The sequence below is a fragment of the Pseudoalteromonas sp. McH1-42 genome (genome assembly GCF_022347845.1).
Lineage (GTDB): Bacteria > Pseudomonadota > Gammaproteobacteria > Enterobacterales > Alteromonadaceae > Pseudoalteromonas > Pseudoalteromonas rubra_D.
Genome location: NZ_JAKRFU010000019.1, coordinates 22,742 through 47,901, shown reverse-complemented (window position 1 = coordinate 47,901; position 25,160 = coordinate 22,742). Strand labels below are relative to the sequence as shown.

21 protein-coding genes are annotated in these 25,160 nt (G+C 49.0%); 7 read left to right on the top strand and 14 right to left on the bottom strand.

Translation table 11 applies throughout. From position 1 onward, the window contains the following. Window positions 1-66: 66 nt before the first annotated feature. Window positions 67-1,110, bottom strand: coding sequence for a type III polyketide synthase (locus tag MHN31_RS16990; protein ID WP_125563358.1), 1,044 nt, complete (start codon window positions 1,108-1,110; stop codon window positions 67-69). A 249-nt stretch (window positions 1,111-1,359) separates the two neighbouring features. Between MHN31_RS16990 and MHN31_RS16985 the strand changes: the two genes are divergently transcribed. Further along, window positions 1,360-1,521 carry a hypothetical protein gene (locus MHN31_RS16985; RefSeq protein ID WP_171045113.1) on the top strand — a complete coding sequence of 54 codons (162 nt, stop codon included), beginning with the start codon at window positions 1,360-1,362 and terminating at the stop codon, window positions 1,519-1,521. A 60-nt stretch (window positions 1,522-1,581) separates the two neighbouring features. Here the strand turns inward: MHN31_RS16985 and MHN31_RS16980 are convergent, their stop codons facing one another. From MHN31_RS16980 to MHN31_RS16955, 6 genes are all read right to left on the bottom strand, one after another. Continuing rightward, the gene (locus tag MHN31_RS16980) at window positions 1,582-2,856 is read right to left on the bottom strand and encodes a S41 family peptidase (protein WP_239444863.1); all 1,275 of its coding nucleotides are present in this window, start codon (window positions 2,854-2,856) and stop codon (window positions 1,582-1,584) included. Then, complete coding sequence (locus tag MHN31_RS16975) at window positions 2,853-3,803, bottom strand: helix-turn-helix domain-containing protein (RefSeq protein WP_239444862.1); 951 nt, start codon at window positions 3,801-3,803, stop codon at window positions 2,853-2,855. The genes MHN31_RS16980 and MHN31_RS16975 overlap by 4 nt, the downstream gene beginning before the upstream one ends. 154 nt (window positions 3,804-3,957) lie before the next feature. Continuing rightward, window positions 3,958-4,704, bottom strand: coding sequence for a transporter substrate-binding domain-containing protein (locus MHN31_RS16970; protein WP_239444861.1), 747 nt, complete (start codon window positions 4,702-4,704; stop codon window positions 3,958-3,960). Window positions 4,705-4,875: 171 nt separating this feature from the next. After that, window positions 4,876-5,091 carry a hypothetical protein gene (locus MHN31_RS16965; RefSeq protein WP_239444860.1) on the bottom strand — a complete coding sequence of 72 codons (216 nt, stop codon included), beginning with the start codon at window positions 5,089-5,091 and terminating at the stop codon, window positions 4,876-4,878. A gap of 192 nt (window positions 5,092-5,283) precedes the next feature. Next, window positions 5,284-7,725: a DUF2309 domain-containing protein gene (locus tag MHN31_RS16960; RefSeq protein ID WP_239444859.1), complete on the bottom strand. Its 2,442-nt coding sequence runs from the start codon at window positions 7,723-7,725 to the stop codon at window positions 5,284-5,286. Between the two features lies 1 nt (window position 7,726). After that, entirely contained in the window at window positions 7,727-9,301 is a 1,575-nt protein-coding gene (locus tag MHN31_RS16955; RefSeq protein WP_239444858.1) for an NADH-quinone oxidoreductase subunit L, read from the bottom strand. A gap of 102 nt (window positions 9,302-9,403) precedes the next feature. Between MHN31_RS16955 and MHN31_RS16950 the strand changes: the two genes are divergently transcribed. From MHN31_RS16950 to MHN31_RS16935, 4 genes are all read left to right on the top strand, one after another. Beyond that, entirely contained in the window at window positions 9,404-10,279 is an 876-nt protein-coding gene (locus tag MHN31_RS16950) for a LysR family transcriptional regulator (protein WP_194866739.1), read from the top strand. Between the two features lie 69 nt (window positions 10,280-10,348). Beyond that, window positions 10,349-11,809: a dGTPase gene (gene dgt, locus MHN31_RS16945; RefSeq protein WP_239444857.1), complete on the top strand. Its 1,461-nt coding sequence runs from the start codon at window positions 10,349-10,351 to the stop codon at window positions 11,807-11,809. A gap of 277 nt (window positions 11,810-12,086) precedes the next feature. Further along, entirely contained in the window at window positions 12,087-12,296 is a 210-nt protein-coding gene (locus tag MHN31_RS16940; RefSeq protein WP_010385841.1) for a cold-shock protein, read from the top strand. 156 nt (window positions 12,297-12,452) lie between these two features. Next, window positions 12,453-13,589 (top strand): hypothetical protein, encoded by a 1,137-nt coding sequence (locus MHN31_RS16935; RefSeq protein WP_239444856.1) that lies wholly within the window; start codon window positions 12,453-12,455, stop codon window positions 13,587-13,589. Between the two features lie 186 nt (window positions 13,590-13,775). Here the strand turns inward: MHN31_RS16935 and MHN31_RS16930 are convergent, their stop codons facing one another. The 7 genes from MHN31_RS16930 to MHN31_RS16900 form a co-directional block, all read right to left on the bottom strand. Then, window positions 13,776-14,273, bottom strand: a complete 498-nt coding sequence (locus MHN31_RS16930) for a GNAT family protein (protein ID WP_194866741.1) — start codon at window positions 14,271-14,273, stop codon at window positions 13,776-13,778. A 145-nt stretch (window positions 14,274-14,418) separates the two neighbouring features. Further along, window positions 14,419-15,777 (bottom strand): DUF3526 domain-containing protein, encoded by a 1,359-nt coding sequence (locus MHN31_RS16925; protein WP_239444855.1) that lies wholly within the window; start codon window positions 15,775-15,777, stop codon window positions 14,419-14,421. Next, entirely contained in the window at window positions 15,764-17,203 is a 1,440-nt protein-coding gene (locus MHN31_RS16920) for a DUF3526 domain-containing protein (RefSeq protein WP_125563384.1), read from the bottom strand. The genes MHN31_RS16925 and MHN31_RS16920 overlap by 14 nt, the downstream gene beginning before the upstream one ends. A gap of 39 nt (window positions 17,204-17,242) precedes the next feature. Beyond that, window positions 17,243-17,965: an ABC transporter ATP-binding protein gene (locus MHN31_RS16915; RefSeq protein ID WP_125563386.1), complete on the bottom strand. Its 723-nt coding sequence runs from the start codon at window positions 17,963-17,965 to the stop codon at window positions 17,243-17,245. Between the two features lie 163 nt (window positions 17,966-18,128). Beyond that, complete coding sequence (locus tag MHN31_RS16910; RefSeq protein WP_010385831.1) at window positions 18,129-18,581, bottom strand: hypothetical protein; 453 nt, start codon at window positions 18,579-18,581, stop codon at window positions 18,129-18,131. A 9-nt stretch (window positions 18,582-18,590) separates the two neighbouring features. Then, entirely contained in the window at window positions 18,591-19,856 is a 1,266-nt protein-coding gene (locus tag MHN31_RS16905) for an MFS transporter (protein ID WP_239444854.1), read from the bottom strand. Window positions 19,857-19,861: 5 nt separating this feature from the next. Further along, window positions 19,862-20,683 carry a nicotianamine synthase family protein gene (locus tag MHN31_RS16900; RefSeq protein WP_239444853.1) on the bottom strand — a complete coding sequence of 274 codons (822 nt, stop codon included), beginning with the start codon at window positions 20,681-20,683 and terminating at the stop codon, window positions 19,862-19,864. Between the two features lie 166 nt (window positions 20,684-20,849). Between MHN31_RS16900 and MHN31_RS16895 the strand changes: the two genes are divergently transcribed. After that, window positions 20,850-22,022 (top strand): efflux RND transporter periplasmic adaptor subunit, encoded by a 1,173-nt coding sequence (locus tag MHN31_RS16895; RefSeq protein ID WP_239444852.1) that lies wholly within the window; start codon window positions 20,850-20,852, stop codon window positions 22,020-22,022. Continuing rightward, window positions 22,019-25,123: an efflux RND transporter permease subunit gene (locus tag MHN31_RS16890; RefSeq protein WP_239444851.1), complete on the top strand. Its 3,105-nt coding sequence runs from the start codon at window positions 22,019-22,021 to the stop codon at window positions 25,121-25,123. The genes MHN31_RS16895 and MHN31_RS16890 overlap by 4 nt, the downstream gene beginning before the upstream one ends. The last annotated feature ends 37 nt before the right edge of the window (window positions 25,124-25,160 follow it).

Genomic DNA, 25,160 nt, shown 5'->3' with positions numbered 1-25,160 from the left:
CTGATGAGTAAATTCGATCAGCTGCAAGTCAGCTCCTGTTGTCTAAAGCTAACTCCTAGCAGCACTTCAATGCCATACGCCAATGCTCATTTCTGAGGTGAAACCGGGGCCAAACGCAGCAAGCAGACTGGCATCACCGCACCTGGCAGAGTCAAAGGTACGTTTTAACACATCAATGACCGCTACGCTGGAGGTGTTACCTGTTTCGGCCAGACAATCACGTGAGCGTGCTACCATGTCAGGCTCAAGCGACAAACAACGTACTAGCTCATCCAAAATACGCTTACCACCGGTATGAAAAATCGTGCTGTCTACCTGGTTTGCATTACGCGATAAACTGCGTTGGCAAAACGATTGCAAATATGGCGCAACATGTGGAATAGAGTGCATAACTTCCTTATCCAGAGAAAACTTAAAGCCCTGATGCGTAATGTCATATTCAATGTAAGGAATGGTGTCTTTAATCGTCACACTTTGGTTGTTAATAAGCTTAAGGCCGGACACCAGACTGTCGCCCCTCATTACCACCGCCGCTGCGCCATCAGCAAATAGAGCGTCACTGATAAAGTCCTGTAATCTATCGGCCTCTTTGTGAAAGCACAATGAGGATGTCTCAACGCAGACGATCAACACATTGCTGTCTTTACGACTCTGACAATATTCAAATGCCCGCCCGATTGCCGACGCGCCCGCCACACACCCTAATTGTGCAACCGGGATTTGCTTAGTTTCGTTGCGTAACCCCAGCCGATTGATCAGATGCGCTGTTAGTGAAGGCATCATAAAGCCGGTACAGGACGTCGCGATCACCATATCGATGTCCTCAGGAGCCACCAGCGCATTTTCCATCGCTTCAACGGCTACTGTTTCAGCCATTTCAATGGCGGCCTCCTTATACCGAGTGGCCCGCGCGCCAAAATCCTGAAGTTTCACAATCTCCGTCAGAGGTAAAATCAGATGCCGATTCTTTACCTCTGTGTTTTGGATCATTTCAAAAGCCCGTTGCTTATATGGGCTGTCCGGGTGACAAATCTCAATTACTGTCATGATGTCATCTGCATTGACAAGGTGTTCAGGGTAAAAAGTCGCAGGTTTGCATAATGTGGTCATGTTGTATCTCCTTTTGAATTCTTACAAAGAGACCTGACACCCACGAAAAAATTTCACATAAATAAAAAATAAATTTAACAAATTAAATTTTGAAACATTTATTTATGTCATTCTAAATCATAACACTAGAGAAAAAACGCAAAGAAAGGTTAATTAAAAATTAATGGAAAAAAGGTGTAACCAGACTACTTGTGCTGTACATTAAGTGCGCGTTCAATCAGGTGAACGTAACAACTAAAGGAATGAACAATGAAACTTACGCTGAAAAAAACATCAATTAAACACCTCTCAACAAACGCTAAGCAAATTCAACAGGCAGAAACACCACACATTGCTGGTGGCACCTGGAGTCCGACTGTGCTTTATGCCTGTGCCACTTCTTTATGCCATAGCCGCTTTATCTGCTCATAACCACGTAGCTCGTCGCGCAAAAGTGCTCTGTCGCAACTAAGTACGCGACAGAGCTTTGCTTTATTCAGCTAATGCTGGCACGGTTTTGCCCGTAATCAGCATGCCATTCAATCGCACCAGCAGCTCAGTGAGTACCGTATCCTTACCGTGCCGATAATCATCCCAGCTCGGTTCAATATAAATATCGGGATACACAGCATCGCTTTGCTCTGCGATAAACGGATAGTAGCGTTTAGACAAAGTGAATCGACGACCAGAGTTAGGCATTAAAAACTGGCTATTTTCCGCAAAATGATTTGGGTCGCCTCCGGTTGGGGTCCCCACAACCTGGGCGTTTAGAATTTGCCTGAACTGGGCCGTATTCGACATTGCGGCAGAAAATGTCGCACCATCCGTCAGCACATAGACACCCTGCATCCAGTCAATCTGATCCAGAGGCTGTAAGCAAGCTGATAATGCCAAACCCGAGTAAAAGTTCCCGCCGCTATTTCCCCTGAAGTCGATGATCAGATACCGTGAGCCAGCCGACCTAAGTGTTATTTGCAATGCATCACAATGCGACATTACCTGCTCAGGCGCTGGATAAGAGGCAAAGTCAAAATAGGCTGCTTTTTGACTTTCTAACAGGCTCAATGTGATCCCGGGCATCCCGATATCTTGGTTGGTTAACTTAGGTTCCACACGCGAGTAGGCAGAGCTCAACTTGCCGAACTCTCGCATGCTGACCGGAGAAACCTGTAAGGTTTTTGCGCCCTTGCCCTCAATAAAGTGAAATGAGGCCGGTCTACCCTGCTCAACGATCCCAAGGCCCACTAGCAACTTATGTAAAGACAGATAGTATTCAAAACTACTGTGCTCACTAAACTGGTTGTCCACACCTGGGAGCACAGGTGCAAGCTGAGTGAACAGCTCAGCCACACTCAAGCCATTAATTGAATGAAGCTGTGTACCGATTAACTCATGATGCTCCGCAGTAGCATCTACCACTTTCAAAGTATCGCCAAAAAACTTAAAGCGAAACGGAAAGTGTTGATGCGGGCCCGACATCATCAAATAGTTGCTGTGCCCGTCTCCTATCGCCCGGCTGATTGCCATCAATCGGGTTTCAACCTGAGCTTCACTCAGTCTGGGCAGTTCAACTTTAAGTGCTTCAATATTGTGCTTGAAATCCTCTTCCGTCAGCGTATGAAATGGGTGAATATGCCTGGCTTTCACCTGCTCAGCATAAAAATCAATGTCTGTGGCCCAGGCTTGTTGCTCTGCTTCATTAAGCGGCGCCGCTGTAACATGCATCGCACAGCAGCCCAATAGTAACGCTTTCACCCTCTGGCTCATCGGTTAATTCCTTTAGTATAGTGTGACGGCGTTACCCCAAACTGTCTGATAAACGCGCGCCTGAAACTGTCGTAGTTATTAAACCCCAGCTTACCTGCCACATGGCGCAGACTAATGTTTTCCTCAGATAAAAGGTCTCGAGCATGATTTAGCTTGAGCACTTTAAAATAATGACTCGGTGTACAGTTCAGGTGCTGTTTAAACAAACGGGTAAGCTGTCGCTCGCTGAGGTGACAATACTCCGCCATCCTGGCAACAGAAACAGATTGGTTGAGCTGCGTACTTAACCATTCCATAAGTGGGGAGAGCTTTAAACTGTCACCCGATTGCAATGCCAGGGCATCTGAATACTGACGCTGATTCCCAGAACGCTGCAAATAAACCACCAGATCTTTGGCAACTTGCGCAGCAACACTGTTACCGTGATCCTCACGGACAATAGCAAGTGCTAAATCAACCCCAGACAGTACACCGGCTGACGACCAGATGTGCTTGTCCTGTATGTAGAGCGGATCGGGTGAAATGGTACAGTGGCCATGCAACCGGGCCAGGCTATCACAATGCCGCCAGTGGGTAGTTAACGTTAAGGCCTTTTGTGGGAAAAGCCGGGCGAGCACGAATGCGCCGGTACATATACTGAAAACGCGCTGAGCTCTGCCCGCCAGTTCAGACAGTCTCTCAACCTGCCTGGCACTGAGCGACAACGTGCGCATACCATTGCCCCCACATATGATCAGGTCGTCTAGAGCAAACTCGTCTTCGAGGCCATAATCTGCCTGAACTTGCTGGCCATAAACAGTTTTTACAGGTCCAGTCCCTAAACTCAATAGCTTACATTCATACGCATGAGACACATGGGAGTTGGTCTCCATAAACGCATCTAAAGGCCCAAATAAATCCAGTGCCTGAAATCCATCAGCGATAAAATATACTTGTTTTCTTGTCATGCTTTACTCCTTTGGCACACATCATAGCTCATCCTGACACGTCGCTTATTGCATTTTAACGGCAAAAAGAGACATCTTGAATGGTGAAATCGCAAGATAAGACCCTGTGTGGCTGTATCAGACAGCCGCGTTCATAGCAAAAGGGGTTTGGAGTTCACTGAAGAAATTCGTACTTGTTCAACAACGTTTGATAAGCAGTACTTCGTTTAAACTGCACCATTTTAAGATTAAAGGCCTCTTTAAGATCTGGGTCCCGAAAGGCAATACGGTATGGCGATGCAGGGAACAAATTGTGCACTGATACATTGGGCATCTGATCCTGGCCGACAACGGCTTTACTCAGATGGTTAAAAATATTGATATCCATAACCACCACATCTACTTTCCCCTGCAACAGCAATTCTACCTGTTTTTGCTGATCGGGTAGCTCAATGTACAGAGGACTGCTGGCAGTCGCCAGTCGATACTCCATGCCCAGTACCAAAGAAGCATTCTGAAAGCCAATCACAGCGTAATTTTCTAGAGCGCTGATACTGGGTATTATTAACTTCCGACTTTTTAAACTGATGGCAGTATTGTGGTAGGTGATATAAGGCTCGGATAATACCGCGCCGGCCAGATCCATGCGCCGGTTCATGGTCAGTGCCGCGTCTACTTTGTGTGTTTTCAACAGTGAATCTGAACGGCCAAAGGGAACATACACAAACCGCAGGTCATGGCCCAGCAAGGCAAAAATGGCCTTTACCATATCCAGTTCGAAGCCAGTATCACCCTGTTCAATCACATACGGGGGTTTAGTCCAGCCAACGGAAACATCCAATACGTCAGCTACGGCAAGTTTGCCGAACGACAACGCGGATATCAGAATGCTACAAATAATAAGCCACTGCGATGAGTTCATTGCACCTACCAATTTCCTTCTATGCTTATTATTTTAGAGGGGTTTACACACGCTGCAATACCTACCCAACAAGATTTGCATCTGAGGCAACAGCGCAGAGACTAAGTCTGCTTTTGAGAACAGGAATTATAAAGAAACACAGCCACCGCTGTTTAAATTTAAAAATCATACCTAATCGGCAGACCTATCTTTGGACATCACGGCTTTTAGTTGCTGTGCCAGTGCCCGGCGTTCCTCAATATCAGGGTTGCAATTATCGGAGTTGAGTAGCTCAACCGCTTCAAGTACCAAAGGCTCCAGCTCAGCCATTTTATCGCTAAGCGCTTTGAGTTTTAGCTGTGTTTCTGACCAGTGCCCGGCCTGAATTTTAACGATATCTCCCGACATGCTCACTCCCAAATTATGTGCTGATGACACTCGCATTCATTCCTTCTGCCCATGCTGACATTAACACAGGTACTCTTAACTCTGGCAGACTCAGGCAAATATACCAAGGCGATTGACAATAAAAAAAGCGGCAACCCGGAGGTTGCCGCTTCGTGCCCCACAGCTTTGTTCTGGTATCATGCATACCAGAAGTCAAAGACACTGTACTATTTTCTGTTCTTCACCTTGTCTGTCTGCGGGCGCAGACACAGGCCACCAGCGCTGCTGGTAAAAACGACTTATCTCGCCCGACGATTGCCACTGAAATACGTACAACCACTCGTTATCGATCAACTGCTGAACCACTTCGTGGCGAGATGCAATATCTTTAATCGCCGATTTAGGTGCTGCCAGATAAACGGACAATCGCTGTACCTGGTGCATCCAGTCATGTCCGTTATGTAACGACTGCATCGCAAGGCCTGTTCTGAGATCTCCGCCATTGCCCTCAAACACACCAATATTGCCGCCAACCGCGTTATGTAACACTTTATTGCCACTACCAAAATGCAGATTATCTGTGGTCGAGGCGTTGTACTGCATGTTGATCCAATGGGTCACCAGCATAGGTGCGGTCATGATGGTTTCGAGCACCTTAAAATCAGTATCATGCTGCCATTGATAATCATGTAAAAAGCTGCGCCCCTGCAGATCAACTCCCCGGGTCCAGTCACGAGGTGCCACAACAAATGCAGCATTATTGGCCAATCCCCACTCGGGGCGAGTCTGAGACCAATCCAGGCTACGGGCTATCAAAGCCTGATCCAGCGCTTCTCGATCAAAGTCAGCCAGCTGTGCGTCTAGTTTTGTCGCGCGCTCTTTTTGTGCCACAGCCGTTGCGCGCGAAAGCCAGGACTCTATCTGAGCATCGGGTTTTTCACCATAACAGCGAATGTGGTCTGTGGTGGTATTATGCAGTGCCGCAATAAACCGGGTTTGCTCAGGGATCTCAACCCCAAGTTCAGGTAATGCAGCTCGTACCAACTTATCATTCAGTAACCAAGCCAGCACTTTGACATTAACTTCACCACTTTGCCCACCACATGCGCCGCATCCAAGCCCGGCTTCCTGTAAGTTGTTGGTAGAGTGGCTGCCATGGCCGACCAATAGTACGGTTGGTGCGAATTGCTCAAACCCCATCGCATGCAATACGCCAGCAGCCAGTTCAGCCTTTTGCAGTGCGTTTAACTCCTCGCCATTTTGCGTCAACGACCAGCTCTGACTGTTTGATAACTTGTCGACTGGATGCACTTGCTCAGAGGCAAAAAACGCTTTTTTCAGCAATTTAAATGTATCTATCCACCCAGCCGACTCCACCATGGAAAATGACGCCGTGGCCGACTTCGAAAATGCCTGCCAACGAGCACCGGCGTTTAGCGAGGCGGCACCATGCTTGTCTGTTTGCGCATGAGAGGCCACCAGACTGGGCATCAACAAGCCTGGGCACTGAGGGCGGCTTACATCAGCCTGTTGTGGCTGGTATGAAATGGGTAAGCCAAAAAAGCCCGCAAACCCCATGGTCTGTATGGCATCGCTTTGACCTTCCAATGCCCGACGATAAACTTCGGAGCGCACATCGATACAAAATGCAACCTGACACTGAATGGCACGTGCCGATAAATTTACCGGGCGGCTCAACATGCTGTGTAGCTGCTGCTGGTAACTCAGCTCAGCCGCTCTGGCCCAGATCCACAGCGGTTTTTGTTGTGTTTGATGTTGCACAGGCAAATCCGTCAACCGTGCCATCGATTGCTTCCATGCATGCTTCAAAGTCGCAAAGAAGCCAGGAAACTGTGATTCTTGATAACGCCACAACACCAGCTCCCAGGCCATCCGAATTGCCAGCAGCTCCAGCGTCTGATCCTGTGGCGTATTGCTGAGTTCACCTTGCCAGCGTAGGTAGGCGACCCAGGCTCCCCACCCACTGATATCCAGCAACATGGCATGGGCGTATAACTCAACCTGTTCATTTTGCATACCAAAGGTGTCTAATGCCTGCGCTATCAAAGCATGCGGGTCATCCGGTAACTGCGCAAAATAACGGTGTAGATCGGGCTCATCCAGCACAATGCTGAGTCCCCTATCACGCTGACTCACCGCCAGCCAGTGGGCATAAAGATCAGGCTTTTCGTTGCTGTGTAACATGGGCTGAGCCTGCTGAAAATGCGCCGCACAAAACTGACTGATCTGATGTGTTATCTCATCACGCCAGGCCATTTTGTGACGCGCTCTGTGCTCGTCCAGCAACCCCGACAACGGCTGCCATGGCACCTGCTCCGGTATCCGCTCGAGTGCCTGAACCAGCTCCCCCTGACTGATCCCAAGCCCTGATTCCGCCAGTGCCGTTTGCAGGGCCTGCTCGGTGATAAGGCCACGGCGATACCAATCCAGATAGTCACTGGCTGGCATCAACATCGAAATACCAGCCAGCGCACTGAGCCGGGCACTGACCTGCTCAATTGGCTCATCACGCATTGGCCAGTATGGACTGACCGCTATCATCTGGTCCAGCGGCCAGCTGGGTGCAAGCTTCAAACAAGCGGTTTGAATCGCGCTAAGTTGTGGTTGGGTGAGTGTGCGAATATCTCTTGCCATCTTAAGACTCCTGAATTAATCCATACGGGCGCTTGGCCGTACGCTGCGCTTTAACAGGGGCAGGTAACTTCACGGGCCAGATTTTTAGTGTCAGACGGGTCCACCACTCATCCAGATACAAACCAGCAAACAGCACCACTGATAACCTTTGCACCCGAGGGTGCGCAGTCTTGTAGGTCAATAACCAATTCAATACAAACAAGCTGAAAAACAACGTCATCACCACACTATCGGCTGCACTCAGAGGAGTTTCATGCAGAGATACTTCAGCAAACACAGTATGAGCAAGCAGCGTTTTCATAGCAGCATAGCTGGTCAACAACACGACACAGAACGCCAGCACACCTGCCCAGGGTAGGCTATGATGCGCACTGCTGCGCTGTGCCAGAAGCAGCGTAAATGACATTGCCAGCAAGACCCACATACTCAGCGCTGTGCCCTGCCCCACGAACCAATACGTCATGGCAACCAGACTCATACTCAGCAATGCCGCACCCAGCCAGCGTGCCCGAGACGGCGTAACAGGGACCGCCAGACGTGCTTGCAGGTTATCCCGAACCGCGTGCCCGGAATTAAGAAAAGCATGCGCTTTATATGCTGAATGCGCTAATAAATGTAGCAATGCCAATTCATATAATCCCAGTGCACACTCAACCAGCATCAAACCCATCTGTGCACTGGTCGACCAGGCAAGCCGCACTTTAATGCTTACCCGGGTTGTCATGATCAGCGCCGCCAGTACCGTTGTCAGACCGCCTGCCAGTAACAGCAACCACTGAGCGGCAGCAACCTGCATCACCACAGGCGCAAACACTATCATTAAAAAACCACCCAGATTGATAACACCCGCATGTAATAAAGCACTGACTGGCGTAGGGGCTTCGACCACCTGCATTAGCCAGCCGTGCACCGGCAACTGCGCACATTTCATCAGTGCGACTATTACCAGCATGACTGCGGCAATCTGGGTGTAAACACTGACGTCAGGGTTAGGAGCCTGATAATGTGCCAGAATCTCGGTCAGCAAAAAGGTACCGTGCGCCTGGTACAAGCACAGCACGGCAATCAGCAACGCCAGCTCAGCCAGACGGGCCAGAATAAACTTTTTATGTGCCCCCAGTGCAGCTCGGGGACGCTCGGGATAGAAAAGTAATAACTGGTGAAGCGCCAGACTAATCACAGTCCAGCCCAGCAGCAGCAAGAGCAAATGATTACTCATCACCACCAATGAGACAGCCGCAAGCGTGCCCAGTAACCAGCGCCAGTAAACGCCCAGTCGCGGCTCACCGGCCATGTAATTGAGAGAAAAGCGCATCAGAATAATGGCCATAAACACCACCAGGGCAAACATGATCAGGCCCAGAGACGTCACATGTATCCAATGCGTAAGCGTACTTTCAGAGAGAAAAAGGGTCCCAACGCCCTGCCCGGCAATGGCCGTGATCAATAAAACCAGTAGCCAGCCAGACAATACATTGACAAACCGCCTGTTGATGCGACTGGCACGGCCGCAATACCAGGCGCTGAGCGCAAAACTGAGCGTGATGGCGAGCATCATCATTAACGATATTGACATAATTATCCCACTCCATTCAGAACAGGCACAGTATGTCAGACGTTGAAAGATATAAAAAATATATATATTCTAACTAAACTATATATTTTATATAACATTAATATGAGCCGGCTTAACTATCACCACCTCTATTATTTCTGGCGCGTTGCGAAGGCTGGTAGCCTGACACAGGTCGCTCAGGATGTGCACATCTCGCAGTCAGCCCTGTCAATCCAGATCAAACGACTGGAACATACGATGGGTGTCTCATTATTTGAAAAACAAGGACGCAAGCTGATCCTGACCGATGCCGGCAAGCAGGTGTTGGTTTATGCTGACGATATCTTTTACAAAGGCGAAGAGCTCGAATCCTTTTTACTTAAAGGTGTGGCCACCGAACGGCAACATCTGTCGATCGGCGTGCAAACCACCCTGTCGCGAAATTTCATTGAAAGCTTTATCAGCCCCTTGCTTTGTGACCCTCATATCAGCTTTACCCTCACCACCCGCGACATGGATACCCTGCTACAAGGATTAAGCAACCATGAACTGGATCTGGTGCTGACCAACCGTCTCGCCAGCCAGAATGAAACCCGCTGGCATACGCAACTGGTGTCGCGCCAGCAGGTTGCCATTGTCGGCCCTAAAGGTGCCGGCATTAAAAGTGACTTTCCAGAAGGGTATGACAAAGTGCGCTGGGTACTGCCCGGGCCCACCACAGAGATCCGCTCCGCCTTCAATGCCTTATGCGCCGCTCATCAATACACACCGGATATTCAGGCCGAAGTAGATGATATGGCGATGCTGCGCCTGCTGGCCAGAGACAGTGGCGCGCTTGCAGTATTGCCCCCTGTAGTAGTTAAAGATGAAATTGCTCAGGGTGTGCTGGAGCAGTATCACAGTCAGCTGCCCATTTTTGAGCACTTTTACGCCATTACGACATCCCGTAAATTTGTCCCGCAGGCCCTGCTAGACTTGCTTAAGCAACCCTTAGCATAAAACTCTAAGGTGTTGCTTTGTGGATAAAAAACAGACAACATAAGGGTATGAATTAAATCATAAGGAAACATGGTGACGACCTTCAACTGTAAGATCCGCGCGGATCGCCCCTTCGAGTTTTCAAGCAAGCTTAGCAAACAATTTGAAAGTGACCGAAACCGCATTATTACCTCGGCTGCAATCCGCCGGTTACAGCAAAAAACCCAGGTTTTTCCGCTAGAGCGAAACGCAGCGGTACGCTCCAGACTAACGCACTCTTTAGAAGTGCAGCAGGCCGGGCGCTATATCTGTCAGCTGATCTGTGAACAGCTCGACGAGCAAACCAGTGTCGGCGAGTATGAGCGTATGCTGGAGTCCATTGTTGAGATGGCCTGCCTAATGCACGACATAGGTAACCCACCCTTTGGGCACTTTGGCGAGGCAGCGCTGAGTGACTGGCTGGGGCAGCATATTGCCGGTATCTACAAAAAGCTCAGTGGTAAGGCAATGAGCCCCGACGTACTCAGAGACCTGACTCACTTTGAGGGCAACGCGCAGGGGATCCGTCTGGTGCACACACTGTTGAACCTGAACCTGACCTATTCGCAGGCCTCCGGGATCATGAAATACACCCGTTGCGGCACTGAGGCCGCCCCGGAAGAGGGTGACACACTCAGTTACCTTAAAAAGAAAGTGGGCTTTTACCTCAGTGAGCAGGAATACATTAGCAAACTCAGACATGCACTGGATATCGCACCGGGTTGCCGCTCTCCTTTTTCGTACATCATGGAAGCCGCAGACGACATCTCTTATGGCATGGCCGATCTGGAAGACGCCGTTGAAAAAAACATCCTGAGTTACCAGCAACTCAAAATCGCCCTGCAGGACACCTATCAGGCGCTCAGTGCCAGTTTGCCCGCTTCAGAGCAAACATTGATGGCCGACATCATTAAAAAAGCCACAGAAAGAACAGAAAAAATTGCAGGCAACCACAGCCAATTCTTTGTTTTCTTGCGGGTTCAGGTTAACCAGAAACTACCACAACATGCCGCAAGGCAATTTGTCGATAATTTTGACGCCGTGATGCGTGGCCAGTTTAATCAGGCCCTGATTGAAGATGGCAGTGACTGCCACCTGCTTATCAAAACCTTTAAAGAGGTCGCCAGAGAGCTGGCCTTTGCCCACCCAGAGGTCGAAGGGCGAGAATTACAGGGCTATCGGGTTATCAGTGGGCTGCTGAGCGTATATGAACCACTGCTGCAGCTGGGTAAAAATCAATTTGCCACACTCATGAACATCGAGATACCGGCAACGACTTATGTTTCCAGGATCCCGATATACTCCGCCAGACTGTTCAAAAAGTTACCTGAGAAACACAAGCAGGCCTACCGGAGCGCACTCAACAGTGACACGATGAATGCCATTATCCCTGATCCTCAGGAACAGGAGTTTTACCTTAGAGTCAGATTAATCATTGACTACATCAGTGGTATGACTGATCAATTTGCCTTTGATGAGTATCGTGCGTTTCAGGTCATTGACGAAATATAATCAACAACCTGATGTTCAGCGAGTTTTCTGGTGTGCTTTAAGCAGCTTTGTGCACAGCACACCAAACGATAAATTTAAAATTTGTACAAATAATACTAGACAGGTCCGGTTAGTCTCTGTAAAGTTAAGGCCGCTAGAAAGAAAGTCGATATTTACATCCTACAATTCGTTGTATTACACTTCGTAACGCAACCTGCAGTATTTAAGTTTCACCACTACTTTTGATGCATTCACACCTATCGAAGGTTAATTTTTATTTATATTACAGGTTAATACTATGTCTAACACAGTTACTGGTACAGTTAAGTGGTTCAACGAGTCTAAAGGTTTTGGTTTCATTTCTCAGGAAAATGGCCCTGACGTATTCGCTCACTTCAGCGCTATCCAAGGCGACGGCTTCAAAACTTTGGTTGAAGGCCAGAGCGTAGAATTCACAGTGTCTCAGGGTCAAAAAGGTCCTCAGGCTGACAAAATCGTAGTTCTTTAATTACTACGCATTTTGCAAGAAAAGCGAGCTAAGGCTCGCTTTTTTCGTTTCTAATTCCTCACCGCAGTTCCAATGCATGAAAAATATGCATCTTCATAAATTTGTCACACAGACCTGAGCTGCTAGCCTTGAGAGAGTCACTCAAGGAGAGTCATCATGAAAGCACGGATTGCGCTGTTAAGCGTAGCACTGGGTTTGTGCAGCCCCACTTTTGCACACACACTAAACACCCCAGCCCTTACCAGTCAGTTTTACTACGACGGCCTGATCATGACGCCAGACGGCAAAGGCTACTTTGGCCAGAATTGGGTTGAAAATGCCACTGAGGTTACCCTCTTCCCTAAAAATGGCAATACCGCCTTGTGGACGCTCACATTAACGAATGCTCAGGGTCAGCCTATTGTGGGCGAGCCAGTCGAAATCAGCGCAGCACCGCTTACCCTGATTGCACCGCAGTGGCGTGAACCTAGTTACATGGCTGCGCGATTTAGCAGCAGCGTGCGGACTAAGATACTTACCCGCATTGAACAGGGCCTGTTTCGTCTGAAAGCACCGTTTGAGATATCAAGCCCGGTCACGGATGCGCGCGGACAAATCAGCGTCTCGATAAACAATTTTCACAGTTGCGGTAACGACAGCGTACCGGGCTCAGATCAGTTTGTTGCCCGGGCAGGCACGCAGCAACTCACCCTAACCGTTAAATGTGCAGTAACCGGGCTGGTTGCCATCCCGGACACGCCCTCTCAGGGGCTCACTACCGCAGGGTTAGTCGGTCGTCATTTGCACCCGGATTTATTGTCGGCACTACAAAGCCTCGGCCGCGCCTGGCACGCCCAGCCGAGTAAACCCACAGGTATGCCAGACTACTTAACCATTACTGGTGCGACCATGCGCTGGGGCGGCATAAATCCTCCCCACTTTACTCATAAGTTTGGCGGCACTGTCGACATTCGGCCGATTGGCACACAAGCAGGCCCCATTAGCGTTGGTGATGCGGCGTATGATCGTCAGGCTACACAAAGTCTGGTTGATGCACTGGTGCAACTTGGCGCAACCCAAATCATCTTTGCCGATAATCTGACAGGGGTAACCCAGGTCAAAGCCAATCACAAAAACCATTTACATGTGAGCTTTCTGAGTGAGCCTCTGGAGCCCTGGCACAGCGATGCTTCCGACACAGATGATGAAGGCCTGCACTGGCATCATTACGACGACATTTACGATATTCGTTATTTTATTCCGAAGGTAAAGCAGCTCAGCCCTAAAGCCTTCAAGTTTAACCTTGGGCAATAAAAAAGCGATGTACTGACGGACTGCCGGGCCTGTAGTCCGTCCTTGATGGGAGACTCGTAGTGAAGCGATAATCCTACTATTTATTTGAGTTCTGTGAAGTACACCGCTTCAAGTGAGTTAGGTCAGCTCAGCAAAGTGACAGACAAAACGCAGGCTGAAAACTCCGCTTTTTACGTAAGCTGATTGCTAATTTAGTTCAAATACCTTGCCAAACAAACGCGCATCAAACAGCTCGCCATCTTTATAAATTGCTTTGCGGCGCACGCCTTCAAATTCAAACCCCGCTTTTTCTAATACCCGGGCTGAGCGAGTATTTTGTTCGAAAACAACCGCTTCCAGCCGGACCATCTCTGTCGTGGCTTCAACATCGGCGATCAACAAATCAAGTGCCTGTCCTGTAATGCCCTGCCCCCAATATTCCTCAGCCAGCCAATAGCCGATTTCTGCACTTCGGCAATACTCGAACGTACCTGGCCGCGCCCCGATACACCCGATCAACACACCGTCCAGAATAATGGCACGCGTTATCCCTTCTTTGCTCCCCGTATTGATCCACCACTGTGCATCAGCCGCAGTGTAAGGAAAAGGCACTTTGGGCGAAAGATACCGTACCGTAGCAGGGTTGTTTAAATAACGAACCAGATATTGTTCATCTGAAGGTTCAAATAATCTGAGTGATAACATGCACGTCCCTTAGCGAATTGGATAAATGTTGGAAACAGTCATCCTACTGTGCGTCACCTAATTCGACAACACCCTTTTTCGCCAATTATTCATGTTACCTGGATGTTACATACGGGCGAATACCGCCCGTATGATTTGAGGAAAGTTAAAGCGGTTTTAGCTGTCGGATCCTGACAATCGACAAGGCAGAAATGGCCAGCACGAATAAAGCACTGATCAGCAATTTCCATAGGCCACTGGCTGCTTCCATCGCCTGTGCTTTAAACAGTGGAAAATCTTCCACATCCTGACGTGTCACTGGCTTATCAAAAAACATAAAGTCATAGAAAAAATGACGCATGACGCGGTGGTAATCAGCCACCTGTTGCCGGTACTTCAGCTGATAGCCGCTACTGGTATGGGCCAGTTCATTCAGCGAAAGCTGAAAGAACAAAGCCGGAGACAACACACTCAGTGTTTGCAACCGGGCCTGGCGAGCCTGATTATTCTGGATATGCTCTTCAACAAGAGTTTGCACCGCCAGATCGCTCATGTGCTGCTGCGCATAATACCATTTCCAGTCGAATGCCTCGCCCAGAGGCGCGGTATTCTGCCACGGTGTTTCGTGCGTCAGAAATTCGTCCAGCGTGGCTTGCTTGTCCTTGTCCCAGCCATCGTTGAGTGTCATGCGCTGTTGCAGTGTGATCTCAAGTGGCGCATCGCTTTGGTACTGGCCAGACAAATACAAGTGCACAGCCCCGGGGATAAGCAACGCCAGTACCACCCAGCTACTCAGATAAGCCAGACTATTCACCACACTGTTTTTACCAAAACTCATGATTAAAGTTGCCAGTGCAAACCAGAACACCATATACAAACTGGTCGCCCCCAGCACTATCCAGAACAGGCCGTCAAACGGCAAAGACAATATCAGTGCAGCGCTGAGTAGCAGGGTAACCACCAGCAACCAGATGACCATAAAGCGCAGCGCAATCTGCTTGGCAAGTAGCCCAAATGCGCTGTTAGGCAGCGCGTTAAGCAATCGCCAGCGGCCCGCATGTTGCTCGTCTGAGATCAAAGTCACCGTTAATATGCCTATCACCAGAGGCAGAAAATAAACCAGCACAAAGCCCAAATCCAGGCCACCTGCCCGTTGCTGAGCCGGATTGACAATCTCACGATTGAAAATCTGGCTTTGCAATGCCGTTGCGCGAATTTTCGTGGCCACCATAGACGACGGGGTCTCGCCTACAAACAAAGCGGCCCAGGGGCTCAACTTCCACTCAGTCGGGGCACTGGCATAGTACGCCAAAGATCCCGCAGCGGGCAGCGTTTCACGGCTGTTAACATGTTCCCGCTCTTTTTGAAACACCACCATAGATTTATACTGGTCGATGCGTACCGACTTATAACCAAGTGCTCCCTGGTAGATGGCAAACACCCCCGAAATGATAAATAACACCAAAACCAGTTTGTTAATGGTGCCAGCAAACAAACGCTTGCATTCGAGTTTAAACAGCAGCATAGATCCTCCTCTGCATCCCGTTTGAGTTCAGGAAAATAAATAGGGCAATAACCGCCAGCAGCGGCAAAGCCCAGGCCAGAGAAAACGCGCTCAATGACCAGCTCAGCTTCGGCAAGGTGTAATGAAACGCATCAAACTCCTGCCAATAGGATTTATCAACCCGCTGTGCTCTGTCATCGTGATGGTGGATCTCATGAGTGTGTAACTTATTTAATTTTTGAATACGCGCGTATCGGTGCGCTTCAGCTTGCTGCTCAAAATCCAAAAAGTGTCGGGTATCTGTCCGGGTTAATGCCATTGAAAAATCGCGCACAAACAAATAGGGATTGATCCAATAAAACTGACTGACAAACTGGCGTTGCGCGTCAAATTGTGCGACTTGCTGCTGATAATGCTTCTTGTAAATCTCGGCATTGAGCTTTTCACCTTCCTGCATCACCAACCCTTTGTAGTTAACCGGTAACTCCTCGACTGAAGATACGCCATATTTTTTCAGGGTTTCTTCGCGGAATTTACTGAAGTAGGGATCGTCTGGATTATGACTGTCTCCGACCTTACGGTTATCCAGCTTAATGGCTAGTTCAAAGTCATTGCGTTTTTGATGTGGATACTGATGATGGGCAAATTCCGCCAGCATACGCGGCATCAATATGGTCAGAATAAACCAAATTGACGTCAGCAGTATGAGCGCTTGCTTAGGGGCTTTCACCAGGCTTGAAATCAACAGGGTTACTGCGATCCAGAACAGACAATATAGCAGGTAAGCCCCAAATAACAGCAACAGCCTGAGTGGTGCTTCTGCCGAAAACTGAGCGCCGGTACCGGCGGCAAGGCCCAGAGCCAGAACAAACACAGGCAAGATAAACACCACAGATACAAACAGATAGCTAAGGCTTTTGCCAGTGATCAATTCCCGGAACGACACGCCCATAGACATAAGCTGTCTGAGCGTGCCACTTTTTTGCTCACCACTGACGCTGGCAAACCCCAGCGCAATAATCAGCAGTGGCCAGATGATCAGCAAAATATTGGCACTACTGAGCTCGGAAAACCGTAACAAGGTGCCGCCATCCTGATCGTTGGCAAAATTGGCGCTGTTTTGTTTATGCGCCTCCAAAAAGATACTGTCACCCACCCAGGCATTCACACCCAGATCAAAAAAGCTAAGCGCACTGGGAGGACGGAACGCAAAGTGACCAAAATGCGCCACCCGATGAGGGTGCCTGTCTGGTTGTGCATTCCATTGTTGCTCGACAATTTCCTGCGCTTTAGTTTGGGTATGCACGCTGTGTTGGTATTGCTGCCAGCCAGTAAATAAGGCAATCGCCAGTAATAACTGGATCATAAAAAAGAGCAGCCACAGGCTAGGACTTTTGCGTTTACTGGCCAATTCATGGCGACAGATCTGCATTATTTTATTATTCATAGATAAGACAATTCCTGTTTAAACATCGACGTTGCAGCATTAGCTGGCTGCACGTATCGCCGTTTTCCCTGAAATAAGTTCGTGATAGGTGGTTTCCAGGCTGCTCAGCGGCAGCTTGTTGTTATCCAGCAGGGTCAGCAGTTTGCCTTTATCCATAATGCCGATTTTGTCGGCCAGTGTATGCGCGCAGTAAAAATCGTGTGTCACCATCAAAATAGCAGCGCCCTTTTTTGCCAGTCGCTCGATAATGCGGATAAATTCCAGCGTCGCACTGGGATCCAGTCCGGATGTCGGCTCATCCAGCAGTAACACTTTGGCCTGGCGCATAATCGCAAAGGCGATACCAACCTTTTGTCGCATGCCTTTTGAGTAGTTTTTTAACGACTGTTTACGGGCATTTTGTTCCAGCCCGGTTTCATCGAGCGCCGCATGGATCTGTGCCTCATTCACGGACAGTCCCGACAGGCTCGCCAGATACTTCAGGTTATCAATGGCATTGAATTCCTGATACAAATTAACCTGCTCAGGCAAGTACACCAGCTTATCTTTACAACTGGTTCCCTGGTGCACATCCACTGAATCGATCAATGCCTGACCACTGTCGGGCTGTAAAAAATTGAGAAAGATATTCAGCGTGGTGCTTTTCCCCGCGCCATTGGCACCCAGCAGACACATTATCTCGCCCTGCTCGACTTTAAAGCTCAGTTCGCTGATCACCTGTTTATCTGCAAATGATTTGGTTAACTGTATGGCTTCTAACACAAATAGTACTCCCTGATACAATAAAAACCGCGCACGCCGTGTTGTCTAGATAAAGACCTGAACACTAAGCATGGGCGGTTTGGTAAGACGTAATCAACGTCACGTTTAGTTATAACATAACACCAATTAACTAAATAGGAACAGTTTTTATTTCCCTGAGGTATTAACCTATTGGCACCAAAAAGCTCGCAGTCCCAGTAAAAGCGCCGCCTTCAACGTGGATCTGACCATTCTTGTAATACACAAGATTATCAGACAAACGCTTTTTACAGTGCTTAGGGAAAAAGCCTTCAAAGCGAACCTCTTCGGTTGTATTGATAGTGCGCTTGAATTTAATGTCGAGATCTCTGAGGTAGACTTCCCCCACTTTTTCGGTCAGCTGGTTGTCCCAACAGCCGTAAATAATGCCAAGCTGAGAGATCCAGATCATGGCACTTTGCGCACTGAAATGAAAACGGCCATCTCCGGGCATTTGAAAATGCTCAACATTAATGCGACCGTCAATATAACCGGGCTCTAAAGAGACGGAACTAAACGACATACGCTCCTCACGCCAGCCATTTTCGAGATAGTCTGACATATAGGCTCGTTGCTGCGCTTGAGTAAGTTGAATCATGGTTAATCCTTACTTTGATGTGGTTGGGCTGGTTGTTTGAATTTGGGAATGGACATCGCGTGTCGACATAAACAGTGTGTTGCATATGGCAGTCCCTAAGCCTATGACGACCAGGCAATACCAGGCCAGATCATCACTTAAGCTGGCATAATCGAATGCCACTCCCACCACAGCGCTGCCTGCTATCAACCCGACTCCGGCAAACAAATAGAAAAATCCGTAGTGTGTGGCAACCGACTTATCCTTTGCCAGCACCGAAATCTGGCTCATGATAAAAGGAAAGCTCACCATAGTGCCAAGCGTAAACAGGACAGCAAGCAGGCTCATTGGCAGGTAATACAATACACCGCCCTGGTAGGGCCAGGCCGGGATCAAGGTGGCGAAAGACAGCCCCATCAGGGCTATGCCGATACTGATCCACTGATCAGGAGACAGAAAACGCTCGCACAGACGCGTGACCGGAAATTGAAAACAAATAGAGATAAGTGCACACAAGGTCAGTACCCAGGCGACATCTCCGGGTGCACCTGATTGATTGACGATATGTAACGGGATAGCAAATGAGATCTGATTAATCAACATAAAGTAGCCCGACATAATCAGCGAAAAAGCGATGAATGTGCGGTTGCCCAGCACACCTGCAATCATGGCCGATACGCCACCTTCTTTTGAGGTTTCCTTTACCGACGCATTGCTCGTTCTAGCCTGTTTACCCGGCAACAGCACGGTAAACAGTAACGCAAACACCGCGAAAGGTAACGCCGACACCACACATAACGCGTCAAAGCTGACACTCAAAAGCAATAAGCCGCACACCGGACCCAGTAACTCACCGCCATTTCTGGCCACGCCTACCAGCGCAAACATTTGCGCACGACTCAGCTCTGTTTGTTTAGAAAAATAGGACTGTGCAGCAGGCGTAAACAAGGCACCTGCAAACCCGGTCAGAAAAGCCGCTAAGAACAGCACTTCTGTGATCTGAGAGAACAGAAACAGGCAAAATCCAAGTGCCCGAAGTAAACACCCGATCACTATCAGCTTCTTCACCCCAAACAAGTCGGCCAGCAGACCGCCAACCAAAAACAATCCTTGCTGGCAAAAAGAGCGCACACCCAAAACCAGTCCAACCAGGGTGGCGCTCAGCAGCAAGTCTTGTTTAAGGTAACCCGCTAAAAATGGGATAAGCATGTAAAAACCAAGATTAAACACAAAGGCTGCGATGAGCATCCAGCGGTATTCCGCGCTGAGCCTCAGATAAGAGGTAACTATCGACATATCAGCTAAACCGGTTTGTGTGCAATCAAAATAGAATGAAAGTTATCGGCGTAGGTCTGGATCTTCAGTTTCAGCTGAAATGGTGCCAGCCCGGCTTCATCTACACTCGGATATAACAAGGTGCGCAGGTTAAAAGCAGTGCGGACCACCAGTTGCGCCCCTGGGCGCATTTGCTCATATAAGTGCGCAATAATTTTATCTTTGAGCTGCGCATCTCCGACCAAGGCGGCTAACCAGATCACATCGTACTGGACCAGATCTGCCTGTTCACAGATATCATTGTGGATAAAGTCCATCTGATTATCAGCCGACAACGCGCCGCAGACTTGCTTACCAAGCAACAGGTCATCCTGCTGAATATCAAGGTTATCAACCTGTAACCCTGCGTTATACAAAGCCATAGAAGTCAGTGGTAATGCACCGGAACCCACCATCAGGACCCGTTTTACCGGCTCATCCGCCAGCGAATTAATGGCGTTAATTTCCAGACCCGTGGCGCGTTGATAGTGCTTGAAGTACGGATACTCCTCACGCAGTACCTGCTCAGGTGCATCGCTGTTAACAATGCGCTCCGCCCAGTGTCGCTCATACATACTGGAAGCCAGGCTAAACAAGTGCTGGATCTGAGGTTTAATAGCCTTAATTTTGGCTTGTGCCAGAACCTGCTCAGCAAACTCACTGCCGTGTTCATTGGATAGTAAACCCAGAAAACGATCAAAGACAGCCATGGTTTGGGCGTTGATAGTCAGCGTTTCCATGCTATGAATTTGTTCATAAACGTCCACAATTTGCGAGGCGTGGATCCCTACGTGATTCGCGATAGTCATAAGTAAGTCACTGCTGTACTGTTCCGATTTTATGTTATAACATAACTCATGGGTTATTTATGTGTAAACCACTTTATTCAACAATTTTTAGTTAAGTGAGTCACTTAATAAAATTACGAAACAAATAATTTACGATGAAAGTTAAGTGACAAGCAGGGAAATTACCATGGACACAAATAAAAATAAGTCTTTTTATCATCTACTTAAGCATCGTTCTGTTGCCCTGCTCCTGGTCCTGTTTATGGGCAGTTCAGCCTGTGTTGCTTTAGTTACGCTCGCTAAATCCCCTAAAGAGGATCAGGTTCAGCAAGCCGTGCTGCCAAAAGTATCGAGTACAGTCTTGATACCCACAGATCATCAAACCACGTTAAACTTGTCAGGGGTCTTAAAACCAGCCGAGCAAACAGACATTGCCTTTGAACTCCCGGGCAAAATTGCCTGGCTCAACGCCGGATTCATTGAAGGTGGGATTATAAAAAAAGGGGACGTGATGGCCAGACTTGACCCATTTGATTATCAAACTCAGTTACTCAATAAACAGGCAGAGCTTGCACTGGCGCAGGCTCGTTTGTCTGAGCAAATTGCATTGGCTGATGTGGCAAAGAAAGAATGGGCTACCAGTGCACATGTCACCGACCTTGCACTCAGAAAACCTCAGGTTGCCAGCGCCCGGGCGCACCTAAAAGCAGCGGAAGCAGAATTGGCACAGGCCCAAAAGAACCTGGCACGTACTCACTACTACGCCCCTTACGATGCATTGGTTGCAAAACGCGATACCGGCCTTGGTCAGGTTATTCAGGCAGGTCAGCCACTTGGCCAGCTGGTCAACCTAAGTTATGGTGAACTGCATGTGCCCGTCGCTCAGTTTGACCAGCCTTTTTTGCCACCCCTGCCAGCAGCAGATGTCAGGATAGCAGCTGGAAACAACCAGCGCACCGGCACACTCACGCGCCATACCGGCCTGCTCAGCGATACCACCAGAATGGCCTACTATGTGATCAGAATAGACGACCCTTATGCACTGCACAGCACTTTGCCAGCCGTACACTTTGGGCAGTTTTTACAGGCTGAAATAGCCGGTATCACACTCAAAAACGTCCTGAAAGTACCTCAGGAATGGGTTAAAAACGACACGCTCTGGTTACTGAGCCCAGAGCAAAAGCTACTGAAATATTCCGCTAAGGTGCTGCGCAGAGAACACAGCAGTGTACTGATCAGTGCCCCGCCCCACTCAGATTATCAGCTGGTCACTCAACTACCTGATTATCCGCAAACGGGTATGCAAGTGCGCGCCCCTGCCCCACATACCCAGCTGGCTGTTAAAGGAGACAAGCAATGAGCCAGCCAAGTAAACTGATCGGCTATTTTGTTCATCACCCGGTCGCCGCGAACCTGCTGATGCTGTTTATCGTTTGCATGGGTTTGCTGAGCTATCAGGGGATCCAGAGACAAACCTTCCCTGTCTCCGACAACAATAAAATTATTGTCACTGCCACCGAACTGGGCGCATCGGTCAAAGAAGTTGAAGAAAATATACTGCTTAAGATTGAACAGGCACTCAAACCTCAGGTCGGCATTAAACGCCTTACCAGCCAGGCAACGCCGTCGCGTGGGCGAGTTGAAATAGAGCTGGAACACGATCAGGTTTTAGCCCATCGTCTTGATGAAATCAAAATGAAGCTGGATGCCATTGCCACCTTTCCACCCGCCATGGAGCCACTGCAAATTGTTGAGCGCGCACAGCGTCAGCGCGCGCTGAGCGTTGTGTTATCCGGTCCGGATAACCCACTCGAACTGAGAAAGCTCGGAAATGAATTAAAAGAAGAGTTACTGCAACTTGAGGGGATTGCACACGTCGATCTCTCGGCCATTCCCGATTATGAAGTCGCGATTGAGCTGTCACCACTTCGATTACGAGAATACAATCTCAGCCTGTCAGATGTAGTGCGTGCAATTCAGACACAGGCCGATAATGTGTCAGCTGGTGAAATAAAAACCGCGCGCGGTAACATCTACCTCAGACTGGCACAACGCGGCTATCAGGGCTCAGCCCTGGCCAGCACACCCGTTATCACCGGCCCTTTAGGTGAAACTGTACAATTGCGCGATATCGCAACCATCAAAGATGGATTCCGTGAAACCCTGGATGCCGGGCGCTTTAATGGTGAGCAGGCAGTGTACATCATGGTTCTGGCGGCCAAAGAACAGTCACTGACCGATGTGGTTGCTCAGGTTAAAGCCTATGTTGACTACAAACGTCAGGCACTGCCTGAGCACATCAACATCTACGAGTTTGTTGATGTGACCTTTTACTTGCAGGGTCGCCTCAATATGATGCTGGAAAACCTCGCTCAGGGTGCCATTCTGGTGTTTATCGTGCTGGCCGTATTTCTGCGTACCCGGCTTGCTATCTGGGTGATGCTGGGTCTGCCGGTTTCCATGCTGGGCGCTTTCTGGCTGATGCCGCTATTCGGGATCACCATGAATCTGGTGTCTTTATTCGCTTTTATCATGGTGCTGGGTATTGTTGTGGACGACGCCATAGTAATAGGCGAAAGCGTCTGCGAGGAAGTTGAGTCAAATGGCCACTCTCCACAGCGGGTGATAAGAGGAGCACAAAAAGTGGCTATGCCGGCCACCTTCGGCGTACTGACCACCATCGCCGTCTTTATGCCCTTTATGTTCAGCAGCGGTCCTAACTCAGGACAGTTCATAGCTATCGCTGGTGTGTGTATTTTATGCCTGTTTTTCAGCTTAATTGAATCTAAGCTCATCTTGCCTGCACACCTGGCTGCAACGCGTTTACCGCCCAAACCAGCTGAGCACTGGCGCAACCGCTTTAACAGCAGGCTTCAACAACTGCTGAACAACCATTATGCCCCGTTACTCAAGCACTGTATTCACTATCGCTATGCGGTCATCGTTGGATTTATGTGTTTGCTAGTTCTGGCAATTTGTCTCATCATCAGTGGTTTATTGCGCTTTACGCCCGTTCCAAAAGTGCCTCATGATTATCCTTCAATTAATATTCAGATGGACCACAGTGTATCCGAAGCACACACTCTGGCCGCCGTTGAGCAAATTGAAACCCTGATCAATCGTGTTGAGCAAGATATCCGAACTCAGACTGGTAAGCCAATGATGGATGTGATGTATACCCGCATCGATCACCTGACGGAGGCCGAAGTGGTCGTTCCTCTGGTGCCAGAAGCAGAGCGCCCGTTTGATACCTTTGAACTGGCCAGACGTTGGCGGGAACAGTTGCCTGATATACCTGGTGTAAAAAAGCTGACCATAGAATCCGATGTGATCGACATTGCTGAGAAAACGGATCTGGAGTACCGCCTGTTTGCCAACGATGCTGAAACCCTTTATCAGGCCAGCCGGGCAATGATCGACAAACTGAATAGGATCAGCGGTGTTCACAGCGTCTACTCCTCGCTTGATAGTGCACAAACTGAATATCAGATCCAACTTAAGCCACTGGCGCACCAGCTAAACCTGAGCGCAAAAGGCGTTACCCGACAAGTGGGGGCGCGATTCTATGGGCTTGAAGTGCAGCGCGTCATGCGTGAAGGTCAGGAGGTCGTGTTTAAGGTGCGAGGTGCACAGGCAGACCGTCAGCAATTGAGTGCCCTCGACCACACGCTGATCACTTTGCCAAATGGCGAGCAGGTGTTCTTTGGCGATGTGGCGCGTACCGTTGAAGTACCGGGTTTTTCGAGCATCAGTCGTGAGCAGGGCTATCAGGTCGCTACCATCAGTGCCAATGTGGACGAACAATACACAAGTATCGCCCACGTAACAGAACACATAGAGTCACAACTGCTGAGCGAACTGACTCAGGCCCACCCAGGGTTAACTACTCAGCCCGGTGTCACACTGCAAGCACAGCGACAAGAGCAAAGCCAGGTACTGATTTTTGGTCTGGTTGGGTTACTGGTGGTCTATTGTTTGCTTGCACTGCCGCTGCAAAGCTATCTGCAACCTGTCCTGGTGATGTCTGTGATCCCCTTTTCCGTGGTCGGCGCACTGTGGGGACATTACCTGCTTGGCTATAGCCTCAGCATGATGTCAGTCTTTGGTATTGTTGCGGCAGCTGGGGTGGTGATCAATGACTCCCTGGTCATGACGGATGTGATCAACCGCCACAGATCAGCAGGCCTGGATATCAAAACTTCGGTTATCCGCGCCGGTATTGGTCGCTTCCGGGCCATCTTACTCACCTCACTGACCACCTTTTTAGGACTGGTGCCAATTATGTTTGAGTCAAGCCTGCAGGCACAGTTTGTGATCCCGACAGCCATATCACTGAGCTTCTCAGTGTTGTTTGCAACCGGGGTAACGCTGATCATGGTGCCTTGTATGTATGTGATGCTTGAAGATATTAAAGAGATGTCTGGTTCCTTGCTGAGACCAATCAGACGTCTGTTGGCCTAGCATCAAAAAGCCCGGCAATCAGTGCCGGGCTTTTTCT

Excerpts from the sequence above, each read along its gene's own strand:
- MHN31_RS16910 (WP_010385831.1), bottom strand. The coding sequence starts at position 18,581 with ATGATTCAACTTACTCAAGCGCAGCAACGAGCCTATATGTCAGACTAT.
- MHN31_RS16905 (WP_239444854.1), bottom strand. The coding sequence starts at position 19,856 with ATGTCGATAGTTACCTCTTATCTGAGGCTCAGCGCGGAATACCGCTGG.
- MHN31_RS16975 (WP_239444862.1), bottom strand. The coding sequence starts at position 3,803 with ATGACAAGAAAACAAGTATATTTTATCGCTGATGGATTTCAGGCACTG.
- MHN31_RS16935 (WP_239444856.1), top strand. The coding sequence starts at position 12,453 with ATGAAAGCACGGATTGCGCTGTTAAGCGTAGCACTGGGTTTGTGCAGC.
- MHN31_RS16890 (WP_239444851.1), top strand. The coding sequence starts at position 22,019 with ATGAGCCAGCCAAGTAAACTGATCGGCTATTTTGTTCATCACCCGGTC.
- MHN31_RS16980 (WP_239444863.1), bottom strand. The coding sequence starts at position 2,856 with ATGAGCCAGAGGGTGAAAGCGTTACTATTGGGCTGCTGTGCGATGCAT.
- MHN31_RS16955 (WP_239444858.1), bottom strand. The coding sequence starts at position 9,301 with ATGTCAATATCGTTAATGATGATGCTCGCCATCACGCTCAGTTTTGCG.
- MHN31_RS16965 (WP_239444860.1), bottom strand. The coding sequence starts at position 5,091 with ATGTCGGGAGATATCGTTAAAATTCAGGCCGGGCACTGGTCAGAAACA.
- MHN31_RS16950 (WP_194866739.1), top strand. The coding sequence starts at position 9,404 with ATGAGCCGGCTTAACTATCACCACCTCTATTATTTCTGGCGCGTTGCG.
- MHN31_RS16895 (WP_239444852.1), top strand. The coding sequence starts at position 20,850 with ATGGACACAAATAAAAATAAGTCTTTTTATCATCTACTTAAGCATCGT.
- MHN31_RS16920 (WP_125563384.1), bottom strand. The coding sequence starts at position 17,203 with ATGAATAATAAAATAATGCAGATCTGTCGCCATGAATTGGCCAGTAAA.
- MHN31_RS16900 (WP_239444853.1), bottom strand. The coding sequence starts at position 20,683 with ATGACTATCGCGAATCACGTAGGGATCCACGCCTCGCAAATTGTGGAC.
- MHN31_RS16970 (WP_239444861.1), bottom strand. The coding sequence starts at position 4,704 with ATGAACTCATCGCAGTGGCTTATTATTTGTAGCATTCTGATATCCGCG.
- MHN31_RS16960 (WP_239444859.1), bottom strand. The coding sequence starts at position 7,725 with ATGGCAAGAGATATTCGCACACTCACCCAACCACAACTTAGCGCGATT.
- MHN31_RS16940 (WP_010385841.1), top strand. The coding sequence starts at position 12,087 with ATGTCTAACACAGTTACTGGTACAGTTAAGTGGTTCAACGAGTCTAAA.
- MHN31_RS16930 (WP_194866741.1), bottom strand. The coding sequence starts at position 14,273 with ATGTTATCACTCAGATTATTTGAACCTTCAGATGAACAATATCTGGTT.
- MHN31_RS16985 (WP_171045113.1), top strand. The coding sequence starts at position 1,360 with ATGAAACTTACGCTGAAAAAAACATCAATTAAACACCTCTCAACAAAC.
- MHN31_RS16925 (WP_239444855.1), bottom strand. The coding sequence starts at position 15,777 with ATGCTGCTGTTTAAACTCGAATGCAAGCGTTTGTTTGCTGGCACCATT.
- dgt (WP_239444857.1), top strand. The coding sequence starts at position 10,349 with ATGGTGACGACCTTCAACTGTAAGATCCGCGCGGATCGCCCCTTCGAG.
- MHN31_RS16990 (WP_125563358.1), bottom strand. The coding sequence starts at position 1,110 with ATGACCACATTATGCAAACCTGCGACTTTTTACCCTGAACACCTTGTC.